Raw genomic sequence first — 13,738 nt, forward strand, 5'->3', positions numbered from 1 at the left:
ATTCTGCCCGGTCTTCTTCGCATGCTCTACAAACGTATCCGCAACTCGCCCTCCTGCCTGTCCATAACCCAGTACAAATACCCGCATCTTATTCCCCCTCTATCTTTTTTTACCCACGTAATATTGCCAACTCTATTATACTATATATCAATTACTATCACTATCTTCTATATCCTTTTCTCTAATCCTTTCTACCGCCAGTCCTCATTTTCGGTAATTTGAAGATTTCAGAACGACGTTTTTGCTATACATATTCAAACGGACATCCTTCATAGCTACTCGGCTCTTCTTCATGCCCGTGCCTTTCAGGTGATTCACTGCTAATTCCTCCACCTTTCCGGTCTCGTCAGTGAAAATGATGTCCGCTACGCTCCCTATACAATCGCCGCCTGCCGTTATGACTTTCTTATCCAAAATCGACGTGGCAAACATCTTCATCGCTTTACTGCCGTTTTGCGCTATCAAATCCCGGATAAAGTATTCCCGCATCGCGATCTCTTTCATATCCTCGCCCAACAGGTCGCTAATCGCTCGTATATCCACGACATCTTCCAACGTAAGACCGAGCCGATACAAAATGGCATGCGCTAAGCACTGCGAGAAGGCAAACGGATAGATCGCGGCAAAATCACCGTGCATCCGGATCATCTCCCTATCCTCAGGATCAAAGAGATAGTCATCCACGGCTTCCTTCACTTCCCGCGTAATTACCTCTTTCACGTCCTCTAAACCGACCGAACCTTTCTCTAAACCCTTCGCTTCGCACATCTGGATCGCATACGGGACAAAATGCTCTATCGCGGCGTCTGTAACGTCCTCAAAGATGAAGTTCCACGGGAATAGTTTCGATCGTAAGTACGCGACTACCTTCTCTTTTTCCTCCTTCCCCGCTTTTTTCAACAACATCTCTCCTTTTTTTATCCCATTCCCTTCACTTTTTTAAAAACTTTAGGATCTTCTGGATGTTCAAACTCGAACTCGGAATACTTGCTCTTTTCGTCTTCCCTTCACCTTCACATGTTTCAGCATTGCAGATCTGCCAGACCCGTTCGCCAAAGTCTGTCACTTCATATTTTCCCTCGGCTTCTTTCACCAAGCCATATTCCCATGCATCGCTTACCAGATACGCTATGCTATTAACCAGCTCTTTATCATAAACATCGCTCACCAGCTCCTTATATTCTTTATCGTCGCGATGTGCAATCTCTTTCAGCTCCTTCATTCCCATGCTTCTCCCCTCTTTGAGCAGGATCCCTAATACAATAAAAGCGTACTCATTTTGTTTGAGCAACGCACAGCTGGTATCTATCGTGTTCTCCGCGCCGAGCAGCTTCTTCGCGGTCTCCTGGATTATCATGAGCACATATCCCAGGGCTTCCAAGGGGGATTGCTCGTCGGTCAAATTGACCTTTATTCCTTCCGTCGAGAGTGTAGCTACCTTGAACTGAATACTGGGCTGCGGCGTACCGAAGAAGATGTTGGTAAGTGCAGAGAAGAACTCTTCAGAAATTGGCTCGTACTCGCTATCATAGGGGAACAACCCGTCGTTAAAGAGGTCTAAATTGGGTGCTAAATCCGCGGTCAGCTCCATTATCTGTCTTTCAACGCCTTCTAACTTCATAAAGGCGCCGCTTCTATCATCCTTCTCTTTCCGGAGCCGCTTCGCTTCGGCATCTAACTGTTCCTTTAGCTTTCCTCCAATACCCTTCTCTAATAGCTTCTCTATCTCCGCTAACCTGTTTCCACCCGCTTTGTTGGCGGTTATCTCTTTCAGTCGCCAATACTCATGAGCTAATGCGTTTGCCTTTTCATTGAACTTCTCCACCATCTCTACGCTCCCATCTTCCCGAACGTTACGCTCATCTATCCGTTACTCTCTTCTTTAACTAACGCTGCTAAAATTGATTTGTATCGTATCGCCGATTCTCTATCAGCTTGTGGGTCAAGATATAGTTTATCCATTTCTCCGAGGGTCAATTATAGATTATACCTCCATTTCTATATAACTAACTAACCTTCGATAGGTGGCGCGAAATCAGAAGGTGCGGGAATACGGCAAAAAACCCATTAATAACCGCACATAGCTATTCCGTGGTTCTACTAGTGCTAGAATAGGATTTTATGATTTTTCAGGGTTCATATATGTACAAACACTAAAAAGCCCATGACTGAGAGCGTTACGATGATTCCCGCGATTATCACCCCGGCTAGGATGGCAGGAAAGGCGTAGCGGAAGCGAATGCCGAAGACAAACGCTATGGCACAGGCCGTCCACGCTCCGGTCACCGGAAGGGGGATCGCGACAAACGGTGTGAGTCCTAAGGCACCATATTTCTCCATCCGCGCGTTATAACGCCGTGTTCGCGCGAAGAGCCAAGTAAAGAAGCGTTCGAAGAGGCGGTATTTTCTCAGCCTGTTTGAAACGGGGTCGAGGAAGAGGAGTAGCGGCACTACGGGCAGCATATTCCCGATCACCGAGAGTATAAAAGCTTCTGTGTAGCTCATTCCGTAGTAAATCGCTAAGGGAATGGCACCACGCAGTTCTGCGATGGGGATCATGGCAATCACTATCACCCGGATACTCTCGGAAACCACGGCAAAACTGATGGGCATAATCCTTTGTTATATACTCCCTATTTATAAAATAAGAGCGCGATTAAGGAAGTAGGTAGGAGAGAATAAGGGAAGAGCGAGCAATGAAATTCGATCCAAAACAGATAAGAGCGGCTACGAGCAAGGATTTTGAAGCTACGTGGCTGCAGGGGGCGAGCTACGCACGTGAGCGAAGGCTGAACGAAGGCTATCCACGCTCTATGCTGCGATTACACTGTGGGAAGCCCCATCCCGTGCTTGAGACGATCCAGGCGCTGAGAGCGGCGTATCTACGGCTCGGGTTCGAGGAGACGATGAACCCCGTGATTATCGAGGCGGAGGACGTGAAGAAGCAATTTGGGAAAGAAGCGCTTGCCGTCTTGGATCGCTGTTATTATCTGGGAGGTCTGCCCCGTCCGGATATCGGGATTTCAGAGGAACGGGTGCGGCAAATGAATGCGTACTTCGGGAAGGAGCTCTCGGAGGATGAGATCGAGGAGCTCCGGCAGACTATGCACCGGTACAAGAAGGGCGAACTCGGCGGTGACGATCTGGTATACGAAGTAGCGCGGAATTTGAGTGTAGAGGACGCGAAAATGGCGAAAGTGCTCGATACCGTCTTCCCTGAGTTAAAGAGCCTCGATCCGGTTGCCTCGAGTGCGACGTTGCGAAGTCATATGACCTCCGGCTGGTTCCTGACGCTGGCGGAACTCGTGAATAAGCGGCCCTTGCCGATAAAGCTCTTCTCCGTGGATCGCTGCTTCAGACGCGAGCAGCGCGAGGACGAAATACGGCTTCGGAGTTACCATTCCGCATCCTGCGTCGTCTGCAACGAAGAGGGCGACGTGAGCATAGACGATGGCAAAGAGGTTGCAACCGGGCTGCTATCGCAATTCGGGTTCGAGAAGATCAAGTTCAGGGAGGACGAGAAGCGCTCGAAATATTACATGCCGGACACGCAGACGGAAGTTTTCTGCTACCATCCGCACCTCGGCTGGGTGGAATTGGCGACATTTGGCATTTATTCGCCCACGGCATTGGCGCAGTATGATATCCCGTATCCCGTGATGAACCTGGGGCTGGGCGTGGAGCGATTGTCAATGATCGAGCACGGGTCGGACGATGTGCGCGCGCTGGTATTCCCACAATTTCATGCGCCCCTGGAATTGAGCGACAGGGAATTGGCCGGGCAGGTAAGCGTGGAACGAACGCCACGCACGTTAGAGGGCGAGGAGATAGCGAAGAGCATCGTGCGTGTCTGCGAGGCGAACGGCGATGCGGAATCGCCCTGTGAGTTCCTCGCGTATACCGGCACGCTCTTTGATAAGACGGTTGAAGTTCGGGTGACCGAGCCGGAGGAGGACACGCGGTTGTGCGGGCCTGCCACGCAGAACGAGCTCGTTGCCGTCAAGGGTTCTATACTCGGACTACCGCGAACGAAGAAATGGGCGAAGAAGTTTGAAGAGGGCGAGACAGCGAACCTGCGGTTCGTGGATGCGTTTGCCGCGCTTGCTGCGGCGACCATAGAAGAAGCTGCGGAAACCGGAGCAATCGATACGGAAGACGTTGAAGTGAAGGTAAAGATCGTACGCAGCGGTGCGGACATCAATATAAAGATAGACGACTTAGCGATGCGTTACATCACGTCGACGGCGAAGAAGGTTGATATACGCGGCCCCGTCTTTCTGACGGTGGTGGCGAAGAAGGTCTCATAGTTTCCCGCTCAAAGACCCTCTCAATGGGATCTTTGACATCTTATCCCTATCTTCTGTCACGTGTGTATGCGACTCGTTCACTCTTTCTTTTGCAATGTATTGCACGAAAAGCACTTTGTTGAGAGATCGTTTTGAAATAGCCCCCGTTCATTCGAGATTTTAAACGCATGTCAGTAAACCAAAAAGCTTTTAACAATACCGAGCATTACTAGAAAAGTAACTGCTAGACGCATTTTGTGATCTACCTACGTCAACAATTAGGAGTTGCCAAATGATTCTGTACCCAAATCTGGCAAAAGGATCAAAAGATGGACAGATCTGGTGGAGAAGGAGGCCGAATATGACGACAGCAAAGGGTGGGCTTTTCGGGGCCAAGACACATCAAAATTCCCGGCTTCGAGCCTTGAACGTCACTGCAAGAGCCTTAATCTCTCTGGTAATAATGTTGCAGATCTTGAGGTAAAGTTAATCCGCGAGTTTGCGCGCCGCTACCATCTTTATGCGGGACGCGCACCACCAGAGAAGGGTTATACACTGGAATGGCTTTCTCTCCTCCGTCATTACGGAACACCAACGAGGTTGGTTGATTTCACGTACTCTTTCTTCATTGCCGTTTACTTCGCGCTTGAGAAAGAGGGTGAGGATGCTGTCGTCTGGGCAGTTAACGTAACTCAACTTAAAAAAGAGGCCGATAAGTGTATTGCTAGCAAGCTTTCTGAGGGTCAGAGGCTGCTCAAAGAGTACAATAAAAAAAGAGACGGAGCACCGTTCCGCGCACTCTTTATGAGACCAAACGACAGGCTTCGATTTGTATACCCTGCAAACCCGCTACGGTTGAATGAACGCCTCACAATCCAACAAGGCGTGTTCCTTGCGCCTGGAGACGTGACGGCGACATTTGAGGAGAACATGGAAGCTCTACCAAACTATTCCAAATGCCTAAAGAAGTTCGTTATTGATTCGGGATGCCGGCACGAGATCCTTCGCAAGCTCCACGAACTGGGTATCAACAGGGCAACACTTTTCCCGGGTCTGGAAGGGTTTGCTCAATCACTGTATACGAAATCGTTGATTTTGCAAAGGCTGCTACCGCAGGGTGTGGAGATGCTGGAGGAAGTATAACCGGCCAGCGTCTAACAAGATTCTTGCAGTCGACAGCTAATTGCTGCGGCTGAAAAGCACCGTTCGATACAAGATCGAAATGAGACGCACCATCTCGGCATAGCAGTCATTCCGATTTGATGCTTGCACTGCCAGCCGTCTCTGGCATAAAAGCACTTCGTGCCTTCAAGCAGCACGATTCCCGTTCAGCCTAAAGGACTTTCCTCATCACGATCGCACCTTCACCGTCCTTGTAATAGAACGGAATGAACCCGATCTCCATAAAACCCGTGCTTCTGTATAATTGCTGTGCTATGTAGTTGTTCACGCGCACTTCCAGTTGCACAAACCCAATCTGCCTTTTCCGCAGCGTATTAAACGCTGCTTTTAATAACGCCCTACCCACGCCTCTTCCCCTATACTGCGCATCAACCGCAATGGCAAATATGCGACCGTCGCCTTCCGGCGTTAAGACGAGAACGGCGAACCCTATTACCCGGTCTTCGTGCTCAGCGACTAAGAAGCCCCGCGGCCATTCCTCGTATAAGTCCAGATACAACGCGGCATCGCCTTCTAAGAACGAAACCTCCTCTATTTCCATTACTCTTCTGATATCGGGCTTCTCGAATTCCCGCAGTTTTATTGTCAGTCCTTTTGTCGTGCTCACCACAACGTCCATCTTACTGCCGCCCTTCCATCTCCATTTTTACCGTGTATTCGATGACGAGCTTCGCGATCTTCGTCATCATCTCCTCGCTCAACTCATAGTCACCGCTTACTCTCGTCCCCCGCGCTCGTTCACACCACTTCTCGATCACGTCGTGTTGGCGCTGCTCATCCACGATTGGCTGTTTCATTCGCAGTTTCTCAGCCTTTGTCTCGTTCGCATAGTACATCCTCTTCGCGAGTAAATCGGCGATGGCATCGTCTATTTCATCGATCCTCTTACGGATCTCTTCCAGTTTCGCTTCACCCGAAGGCATCTTTATTATTTTATCATAAACAATGAGGTAAAGTAAGAAAAAAAAGAGCATGATGTCCATGCAAGAAAGTGATACCGAAAGCGAAGCAGAACAAAAGCCTCCGGGTAGCCCCAGCTTGGGCTTGGGCGCGCGGAGAACGAAGAGCCCAAGTAGCAGCATGAACACGCAGCGTAATGGAGCGTCTTCGCGGTATATGAGAGTCGGTAGCGGTATAAATAGGGGGAGGGATGAGTATGCGAACGCAGATCAAGGAATGGCGCAAGAACGCCTTGAGTGCTCCTCTCAGTCATGCTTCCTCCTTTTTTCACGAGTTCTCTGATTTATTCAGACAAGCTCCTTTTTCTCTGCTTTTTTGCTCGTTCACCGGTCTGTTGGCGGGAATTGCGTTGAGTTTGATGACCGGGATGCTCCAGGCGCTTCCTGGCTTGATGATCCTTATCCCGCCGGCGATTGCCATGCGCGGCAATATTTACAGTGCGCTCGTCTCGCGATTGGGCACGTCCATGCACCTCGGGCTGTTCTCGCCGACCCTGAAACGAGGCGGGATTTTGTACCAAAATGCGTACACCTCTGTGGTGCTCACGCTCGTTCTGTCTGTTATCCTCGGCTTCTTAGCGAAAGAAGCGGCACACGTCTTTGGCATGCCACATATCGAGTATCTCTCCCTTCACGGCTTCGTACTCATCTCGGTCATTGCCGGGTTGGTCTCCGGATTCGTTCTGCTTGGCGTCGCACTCATGGTCTCAATCATCGGGTATAACAGGGGTTGGGACCTAGACAATATGTCTTCGCCGATAATCACTTCGGTAGGAGACGTAATAACCATACCCGCTTTGTTCTTTGCCGCGCTTTTATTGCTCAAGTTGCACGAACTGGATGGTCGGTGGGGTTTGGGACGCTGGTTATCCCCCGTCGCCCTGCTATCTATTTTCTTCACCGTTGCCGCGCTTTTATGGAGTGTAAAGGGTCTGAAGTCGAACGATGCAGCGGTAAAGCGTATCCTGAAAGAGAGCATCCCCATGCTGTTCATCTGCGGTGTGATCGACATTATCGCAGGAATAACGCTGGATCTGAAGTTGGAGCATTTAATTGCTCTCCCCGCGATTCTGGTACTCCTTCCGCCGTTCCTGGGCGAAAGTAACGCGTTAGGCGGCATTTTAAGTGCGCGTCTTTCCTCAATGCTTCATATTGGTACGGTGAAGCCGAAGACCCTGCCGGATAAGCGAGTCTCCGCGAATTTCGTTGTGATTTATCTTCTTTCCGCAGTATTATTCCTATTTGTCGGTCTGTTAGTATACGTGGCGAGTGTCCGTTTCGGAGTGCCCACGCCGAATTTGATTAACTTGCTAGCGATCGCGCTTTTAGGCGGTATTTTAGTTACAACCTTCCTCAATCTCGCGTCCTATTACATCGCGATTCTATCGTTTCGTTTTGGTCTGGATCCCGATAACGATACGATACCGCTTATAACCTGCTTAACAGACGTGATGGGCGTATTATGCCTCTTGTTTGCGATGTACATAATTCCCCCCTTTTAGAAAGAGCGTGGACGGGAAAGCATTATTTCTTGGTAACGCTTCTTTTTAAAAGAAAGGAAGGGTACCATGCAACTTCCGACGAAATATGGCACGGGATGCAAAAGCATAGACGAGCTGTTAGGCGGCGGGTTCGAGGCGGGCACGGTAACCCAGCTTTACGGCGAGGCGGGCAGTGGCAAGACCAATATTTGTCTCCAGATGGCGGTCGCCTGTGCGAAGAACGGGAATAGCGTAATAATTATAGATAGCGAAGGGCTCTCGCCGGAACGGTTCTTACAAATAGCTGCGGCGCACGCGAGCGAGGATGAAGCCGTAGAGCGCATAGCAGGGCGAATCATCCTGTACCAGCCGCAGAACTTCGAGCAGCAGACCTCCTGCATAAAGGAGATCGAGAAGGTAATAAAAGAGAAAGAGAGCAAAAGCGCGGTTTCTCTCGTGATTCTCGATTCCGCTACGCTGTTCTACCGATTGGAGCTGGACGACGAACGGAGCATGTATTTGAGACGCGTGCTGGCGAACCAGATAATGCAGCTCCTGGAAATCGCGCGTAAGTACGACCTCGTGGTGATCATAACGAATCAGGTCTATACGGACGTCGAGAACGGCAGATTACGGCCCTCTGGCGGCTCGGCGCTCGAGCATCTCTCGAAAGTGATCGTGCAACTGGAGAAAGTAGAAGGCACGGGTGGTAAACGGAGAGCCACGGTAATGAAGCACCGGTCTATGCCTGAGGATACCTCCTGCGCGTTCTTTATTACGGGCACGGGTGTTGAGGATAGGCCGCCGGGATGAACCAAACCAGCAGATTATAATACAGATTAAGTAATTTGTTTTGATAGAGTATCTTAATTAACGTTAACGTTAGAGATGAGGCGAGAATAAAGGGAAGACTGAGAGAAGATGAATGTGTTGGTGTATCCGCCGAATAGCTTGATCTTAGCGGACTTGGTGGAACGGAGCGGCCATGAGCCGGTGGTTTTGATGCGGGAAGTCGGCGAGCACGTAAGAGATGCGGAGATAGACGCGCCACCAATAAACATCACGGAAGAGGATTTGAAACGGGCGCTGCGGTACGTCTCAGTGGAAGAGCCAGCGGGACTGAAGGGGCGCGTGGGACTGCTTGCACCGTTACTGGAGAAAGCGGAAGCGGCGATCATACTCACCGACGCGCCGCCCACCTTCGGATGCATGGGTTGTGCCGTCGCGGACGAATTCTTCAAGTTCCTGATTCGGAAGCGAGGGATACCGACGTTAGAAGTGAAGTATGAGGGCGGCGAGCGGATGGACGAGATGGTCTCGGCGGTGATGGCTTTCTTAAAGCAGCTATCAGCGGAGCAGAAGGAAGAAGTAAAAGAAGCGTAAGATAAGCTTAGTAAAGAGAGATAAGAGAAGATAAAAATGACTGCGGTGAGAGTCGCGCAGATCTCGTGCGGGACGGAATACAGCGGTATCCAATGGTTATTGAACGACATAGCCGAGCGCCTGGGTATTGAACTGGTATTTCCCGAGATGGAACTCTCGCAGGTGGCGTCGGCGTGCGACGAGGTGGGCTTCAAGGCAGAGAGCCCCAGCCTGGATATGATGATCGCACGAGCGGTCGCTGTGTTACGTGACCCGACGATAAAAGGCGCGATACTGCTCACGTGCTTCAAATGCTCGGAAGGGACGATCGTAAAAGATCTGGTACGGCGGTTCCTCCATGAGCGGACGAACATTCCGGTGATCGTGTATTCGAACGTGGAGAAGCCGAAGGAGATCGAGCTTTACTCGCGGTTGGAAGCGCTGAGGACGTTAATAGCGCAGAAGACGCTCTTGATGCGGGAGAAGCAGGAAGGCGTCACGGTCGGCATTGATTCGGGCTCCTCGACGACGAAAGTGGTGGTGATGAAGGATAACGAGATCGTCGGGAAGGACTGGCTGCCAACGACCGATCCGATTGGAAGTACGGAGGAGGCGCTGGCGAAAGCGTTACAAGAGGCGGGCATCTCGCTAACGGACGTGGATGCGATTGGTGTGACCGGCCCCGGCCGCGACCTTGTCAGCGAGCACGTAAAAGCAGATCTCAATTTAGAGGAAGTGAGTGTGGTCTCGAAAGGCGCTGCACTGCTTGCCGAGCGGCATAAGGGCGACGCCACCGTGATCGATATCGGCGGAATGAACAATAAGCTGATGCTCATGCGTGACGGTATCGTCACGAGCTTCAGTTTGGGCGGCATCTGCGGCGGCTCGTCCGGGCGGTTCCTGGAAGTGGCCTCGCACCGATTGGACGTGGACATCTCGGAGCTGGGGCAGTTGGCGATGCAGTCAACGGCAAAGGCGCAGGATCGATTTGAGTTGCAGAGCTACTGCATGGTCTTCGGGATCCAGAGCCTGGTGGTTGCGTTAGCATCGGGCGTGACGCGTGAGGACGTCGCGGCTGCTGCGTGCCACTCGGTTGCCGAGCAGGTCTACGAGACGATGATCCAGGAGATGGAGGTGCGGCCGCCGGTGATCTTCGTTGGTGGTGTGTCGCTGGTGGAGGGCGTGAAGCGCGAATTCGAGGATATACTCGGTGTTGAGATTATCGTGCCGCCATACTCGCAGTACGCCGGGGCGGTCGGGATGGCGACGCTGGTGTCCGGGGTTTAGTCATTTTTTAACTTGTTTTTGAAGAATAGCGGAAATGAAGAAAACTCTTCATTTCGTTCTCTTCCCTAAGAGACACATAGCTGCTACAAATCCGACGAGTACAAAAAGAGCTTCGAATCCTGGGACATCTGTTTCAGATTTTTGCGTTGGAGTGATTATTGGTATCTTTTCTACTTTTTCTTGACCGGTTATGGCGAAGTTTGATAGCCCCGCTGATTCTGTTTTATAATACAAGTATACTTCATCCTCAAGTATCTTCTCAGTTGCAGGCGATGTCCATTCTCCTTCAAAAAACCTGTTCAGCTTAATAGAAGTTTCGTCAACGTTATTCTCTTCTATCCAAGATTTCCGTACTTTGAACGCAATATTAACATTGGCAATATCTTCCTCGTTTAGGTTCTCTGTTTCGATATTCAAATAACTGTATGCTATTCCCGGAGCATCTACAATTTCCCCTGGTTTGCTCTCAAGCTCCTGTATCAGGATTTTAACATCGCTGATAGTATTAATTGTTTCGATTTCAACATTTGTAACATCGGTTCTTTCAAGTACCATGGTTAACTGCTGATCTTTTAATAAATTGCCTATTCGTCGGATAACTTCCACAGACACATTTTTAGGTAACTTTCCCTCCTTCATTACCGTATCAGGATCTCTTATTTCATCTACAACTCCGTCAGCATTCCTATCAATGCTTAAGTTTGTATCCTCGGGATATTTTTGAATTTGTGTGGTCAATAAGGTATTTCCCTCTACAGGTATATCTTCATATTTCACCGATGTATAAGCATTCTCGCCCGTAGGTGTTATTGCATAATAACTCATAATACCTTCATCGGTTCCCTTAAGCTTTATAGTGTAATTATCTCTACCTGGAATCATTATTATTTTTTTATTGTCCTTTACAATAACACAGGAGCCGTTTATTTCTTCGGATATCTTACCTTCATAGTAACCAACTTGTTGTCCCTGTGGACTCGTGACTAATACATCAACAGGACTGTGAACCTCTACGACTGTTAAATCATATCCTCTTGCAATGGCTTCACTCACAAAAATTTCCGCCCATAAGAATAAAAGGGCTATGTCTGATGATCCTTCCCACATATTTTTGATTGCATCAATTACGAGTTCAGGATGGGGCGTCACTAATACCGCAAGCATATCGAAGTAAGCTTCTGCCGCTGCTTCAGGGTCATCTCTTTGAAGGGCCATGATTAGTTCACAAGCCTTGTCGTCCAGTAATTTTGCATGTTCTTCGATAAGTTCAGGACACAAAGGTGGTAGACCAAATAGGGATAATATCGCTGTTTTAATTGAATTAAGGGCCTGTTTTTCGCTTACAATAACATCAAGATCTTTGTACTCATCGTAAGGAATTGAGGTACCGTCACTCTGGATTGTTACTCCCAACGTATCTGCAAAGATAAGGGATGGTGCAGCATACTTATCGATATTAACGTGTAAATTGACAGTAGTTTCGGCACCGGGCTCAAAACTTGGGATTCTGACGTTTTTAATTTCCTCTTCCTGAAGTATCGCCATAGCGCTACCATGCTTATTTCCATCCGCTCTTACCCAAAAACTATCACTCCCTCCCCGTTTATAATAATCGCGAAAAGATAATGTCACGTCATATTGGCTTTCCTTAAACTCTATAGCATCTTCATTCTTCAGTGTTACATATATTGTTCCTACTTCGCCAAGCCTTAATAGCTCGGGTTCAATTTTGGTAATCGTTAAGCTTGATCGAACTACTGAAAACGTGACACGTTTATCATCAACAGAGACAATATAAGATCCAGGTTCACTTTTAACCACGGAGGTTGTTATCATTTTACTCTCATGTGCCTCGATGGTAACTTCCTCCTTTTTTATAATTTCACCGTTAACTTTGATATCTAAGTCCTTAGAACCTTCTGCGTCTCCTTCATTTTTAACTGCAACGGTGATTAAAACGGATTCGCCAGGATTGACACTTGAGGGGTTGGCATCCAGTTGTGTCACAATTATCTTGCTTACCGTACTGCTGCATTGTGAACATTTATCCATCAAAAGAAATGATGAAGCCTCTGCACAGGAATACGAAGTCTGGATATTATCAACAAAACATAATCCACAGAATAATGCTGAAAATGCACCCACTCCTGCAGCCGGAGTAAAACATCCGATGCTCCCAACGCCGAATGTACCTACTGAACATGCACCACCAAAAGCTGCTAAACTGGCTGTGGTTGCCAAAGATGCGCCACATGCTGTGCAAAATTCACTAATTTTAATGGTTCCCGTTATACACTGAGCGGATGATGATCCGAGTTCTTTGAGACAATCAGGGTCTGCATTACATTCTCTATTGATTACTAGCTTAGCAAGAGGCTTATCAGTCGAAAGCGTAATATAACCTTCCCCAGTGCCATCTATCTTTATATCCAGCGAGTGAGATCCTGGCTTTAAGTTCACTGAAGATGGTGTGGCCGAAATCCCGGAAATCTCAATGTTAAGTTCATCTTTGTTTTCGAGAACTACGGTTATCATTCCAAAATTGCCTTTCTCATCGGTTTTGATATCCAAAATTTTTACTTTTGAAGTTATGAGTATATCAAAAGCCGATGATTTTTCTTTATAGTCCAACCTATCTTGCAAAAGATCACCTGATTTACTCTTATACACCGCAACCCTGGCACTATATGGCCCCTCGGGCGCATTAGACGGAACGCTCCAGTAAAGCGTCTTTGTTATAGAACTTCCTTTACCTAGAGATGCGCTTGTGTAGGGTGCATCCCACAATTTTCCATTCTTATCTTTGACCGAATAACCAATATAAAAAGTATGCTGAGTATCACCCATATTCTTTACGGTTACATCAGCTTTCACTTTATCTCCGGGTTTGAACTCTCCAGAAGCTATAGAATGGGAAGTTATCTGGGCATTGATATTAATGTTAGCTACTGGAGGCACGGTAATGGTTTTCTTCTTAGAGCTCGGGAAGCTGCAGCCGGAGCAGGGATAGTTCGAGCAGGAGACCTCGTCGTGACAGTAGGTATAGCCAACGGAGCAGGCGTAGCCGCGGAACTTGATGACGTGGTCGCCGCTACTCACCGCTTTGACCTTGACCTTGACGGTCTTGGAATAGCCGGGCTCAACGTTCCCCCAGGCCCATTCGACGCCAGTCTCGCCGTCA

13 protein-coding genes are annotated in these 13,738 nt (G+C 48.8%); 7 read left to right on the top strand and 6 right to left on the bottom strand.

Annotated features, from left to right (window positions below; genetic code table 11):
- Window positions 1-204 precede the first annotated feature (204 nt).
- The 3 genes from JW878_06475 to JW878_06485 form a co-directional block, all read right to left on the bottom strand.
- A complete protein-coding gene (locus JW878_06475) occupies window positions 205-906 on the bottom strand; it encodes a PRC-barrel domain-containing protein (protein MBN1762701.1) in 702 nt (233 codons plus the stop codon).
- A gap of 25 nt (window positions 907-931) precedes the next feature.
- Entirely contained in the window at window positions 932-1,828 is an 897-nt protein-coding gene (locus JW878_06480) for a hypothetical protein (GenBank protein ID MBN1762702.1), read from the bottom strand.
- Window positions 1,829-2,136: 308 nt separating this feature from the next.
- Window positions 2,137-2,613, bottom strand: coding sequence for a small multi-drug export protein (locus JW878_06485; protein MBN1762703.1), 477 nt, complete (start codon window positions 2,611-2,613; stop codon window positions 2,137-2,139).
- Between the two features lie 83 nt (window positions 2,614-2,696).
- Here JW878_06485 and JW878_06490 point away from each other — a divergent pair, with 83 nt between their 5' ends.
- Together JW878_06490 and JW878_06495 are read left to right on the top strand one after the other, a co-directional pair.
- A complete protein-coding gene (locus tag JW878_06490) occupies window positions 2,697-4,307 on the top strand; it encodes an O-phosphoserine--tRNA ligase (GenBank protein MBN1762704.1) in 1,611 nt (536 codons plus the stop codon).
- 321 nt (window positions 4,308-4,628) lie between these two features.
- Window positions 4,629-5,429, top strand: a complete 801-nt coding sequence (locus JW878_06495) for an FRG domain-containing protein (protein ID MBN1762705.1) — start codon at window positions 4,629-4,631, stop codon at window positions 5,427-5,429.
- Between the two features lie 190 nt (window positions 5,430-5,619).
- Here JW878_06495 and rimI read toward each other — a convergent pair whose 3' ends face one another.
- Both rimI and JW878_06505 read right to left on the bottom strand, forming a co-directional pair.
- Window positions 5,620-6,087 carry a ribosomal protein S18-alanine N-acetyltransferase gene (gene rimI / locus JW878_06500; protein MBN1762706.1) on the bottom strand — a complete coding sequence of 156 codons (468 nt, stop codon included), beginning with the start codon at window positions 6,085-6,087 and terminating at the stop codon, window positions 5,620-5,622.
- Between the two features lies 1 nt (window position 6,088).
- Window positions 6,089-6,550, bottom strand: a complete 462-nt coding sequence (locus JW878_06505) for a chorismate mutase (protein MBN1762707.1) — start codon at window positions 6,548-6,550, stop codon at window positions 6,089-6,091.
- 68 nt (window positions 6,551-6,618) lie between these two features.
- Here JW878_06505 and JW878_06510 point away from each other — a divergent pair, with 68 nt between their 5' ends.
- From JW878_06510 to JW878_06525, 4 genes are all read left to right on the top strand, one after another.
- Window positions 6,619-7,929, top strand: coding sequence for a magnesium transporter (locus tag JW878_06510; protein MBN1762708.1), 1,311 nt, complete (start codon window positions 6,619-6,621; stop codon window positions 7,927-7,929).
- Between the two features lie 66 nt (window positions 7,930-7,995).
- Window positions 7,996-8,721 (top strand): DNA repair and recombination protein RadB, encoded by a 726-nt coding sequence (gene radB / locus JW878_06515; GenBank protein ID MBN1762709.1) that lies wholly within the window; start codon window positions 7,996-7,998, stop codon window positions 8,719-8,721.
- A gap of 108 nt (window positions 8,722-8,829) precedes the next feature.
- On the top strand, window positions 8,830-9,291 hold the full coding sequence (locus JW878_06520; GenBank protein MBN1762710.1) for a methanogenesis marker 5 protein: 462 nt from the start codon (window positions 8,830-8,832) through the stop codon (window positions 9,289-9,291).
- Window positions 9,292-9,327: 36 nt separating this feature from the next.
- On the top strand, window positions 9,328-10,557 hold the full coding sequence (locus tag JW878_06525) for a methanogenesis marker 15 protein (protein ID MBN1762711.1): 1,230 nt from the start codon (window positions 9,328-9,330) through the stop codon (window positions 10,555-10,557).
- A 48-nt stretch (window positions 10,558-10,605) separates the two neighbouring features.
- On the opposite strand, the gene JW878_06530 is transcribed toward JW878_06525, so the two are convergent.
- Window positions 10,606-13,431: a PGF-pre-PGF domain-containing protein gene (locus JW878_06530; GenBank protein MBN1762712.1), complete on the bottom strand. Its 2,826-nt coding sequence runs from the start codon at window positions 13,429-13,431 to the stop codon at window positions 10,606-10,608.
- A gap of 36 nt (window positions 13,432-13,467) precedes the next feature.
- Between JW878_06530 and JW878_06535 the strand changes: the two genes are divergently transcribed.
- Window positions 13,468-13,738, top strand: a 271-nt coding sequence (locus tag JW878_06535) for a hypothetical protein (protein MBN1762713.1), incomplete at its 3' end; no start/stop codon positions are given.

It is taken from the genome of Methanomicrobia archaeon (assembly GCA_016930255.1).
Taxonomy (GTDB): Archaea; Halobacteriota; Syntropharchaeia; order Alkanophagales; family Methanospirareceae; genus JACGMN01.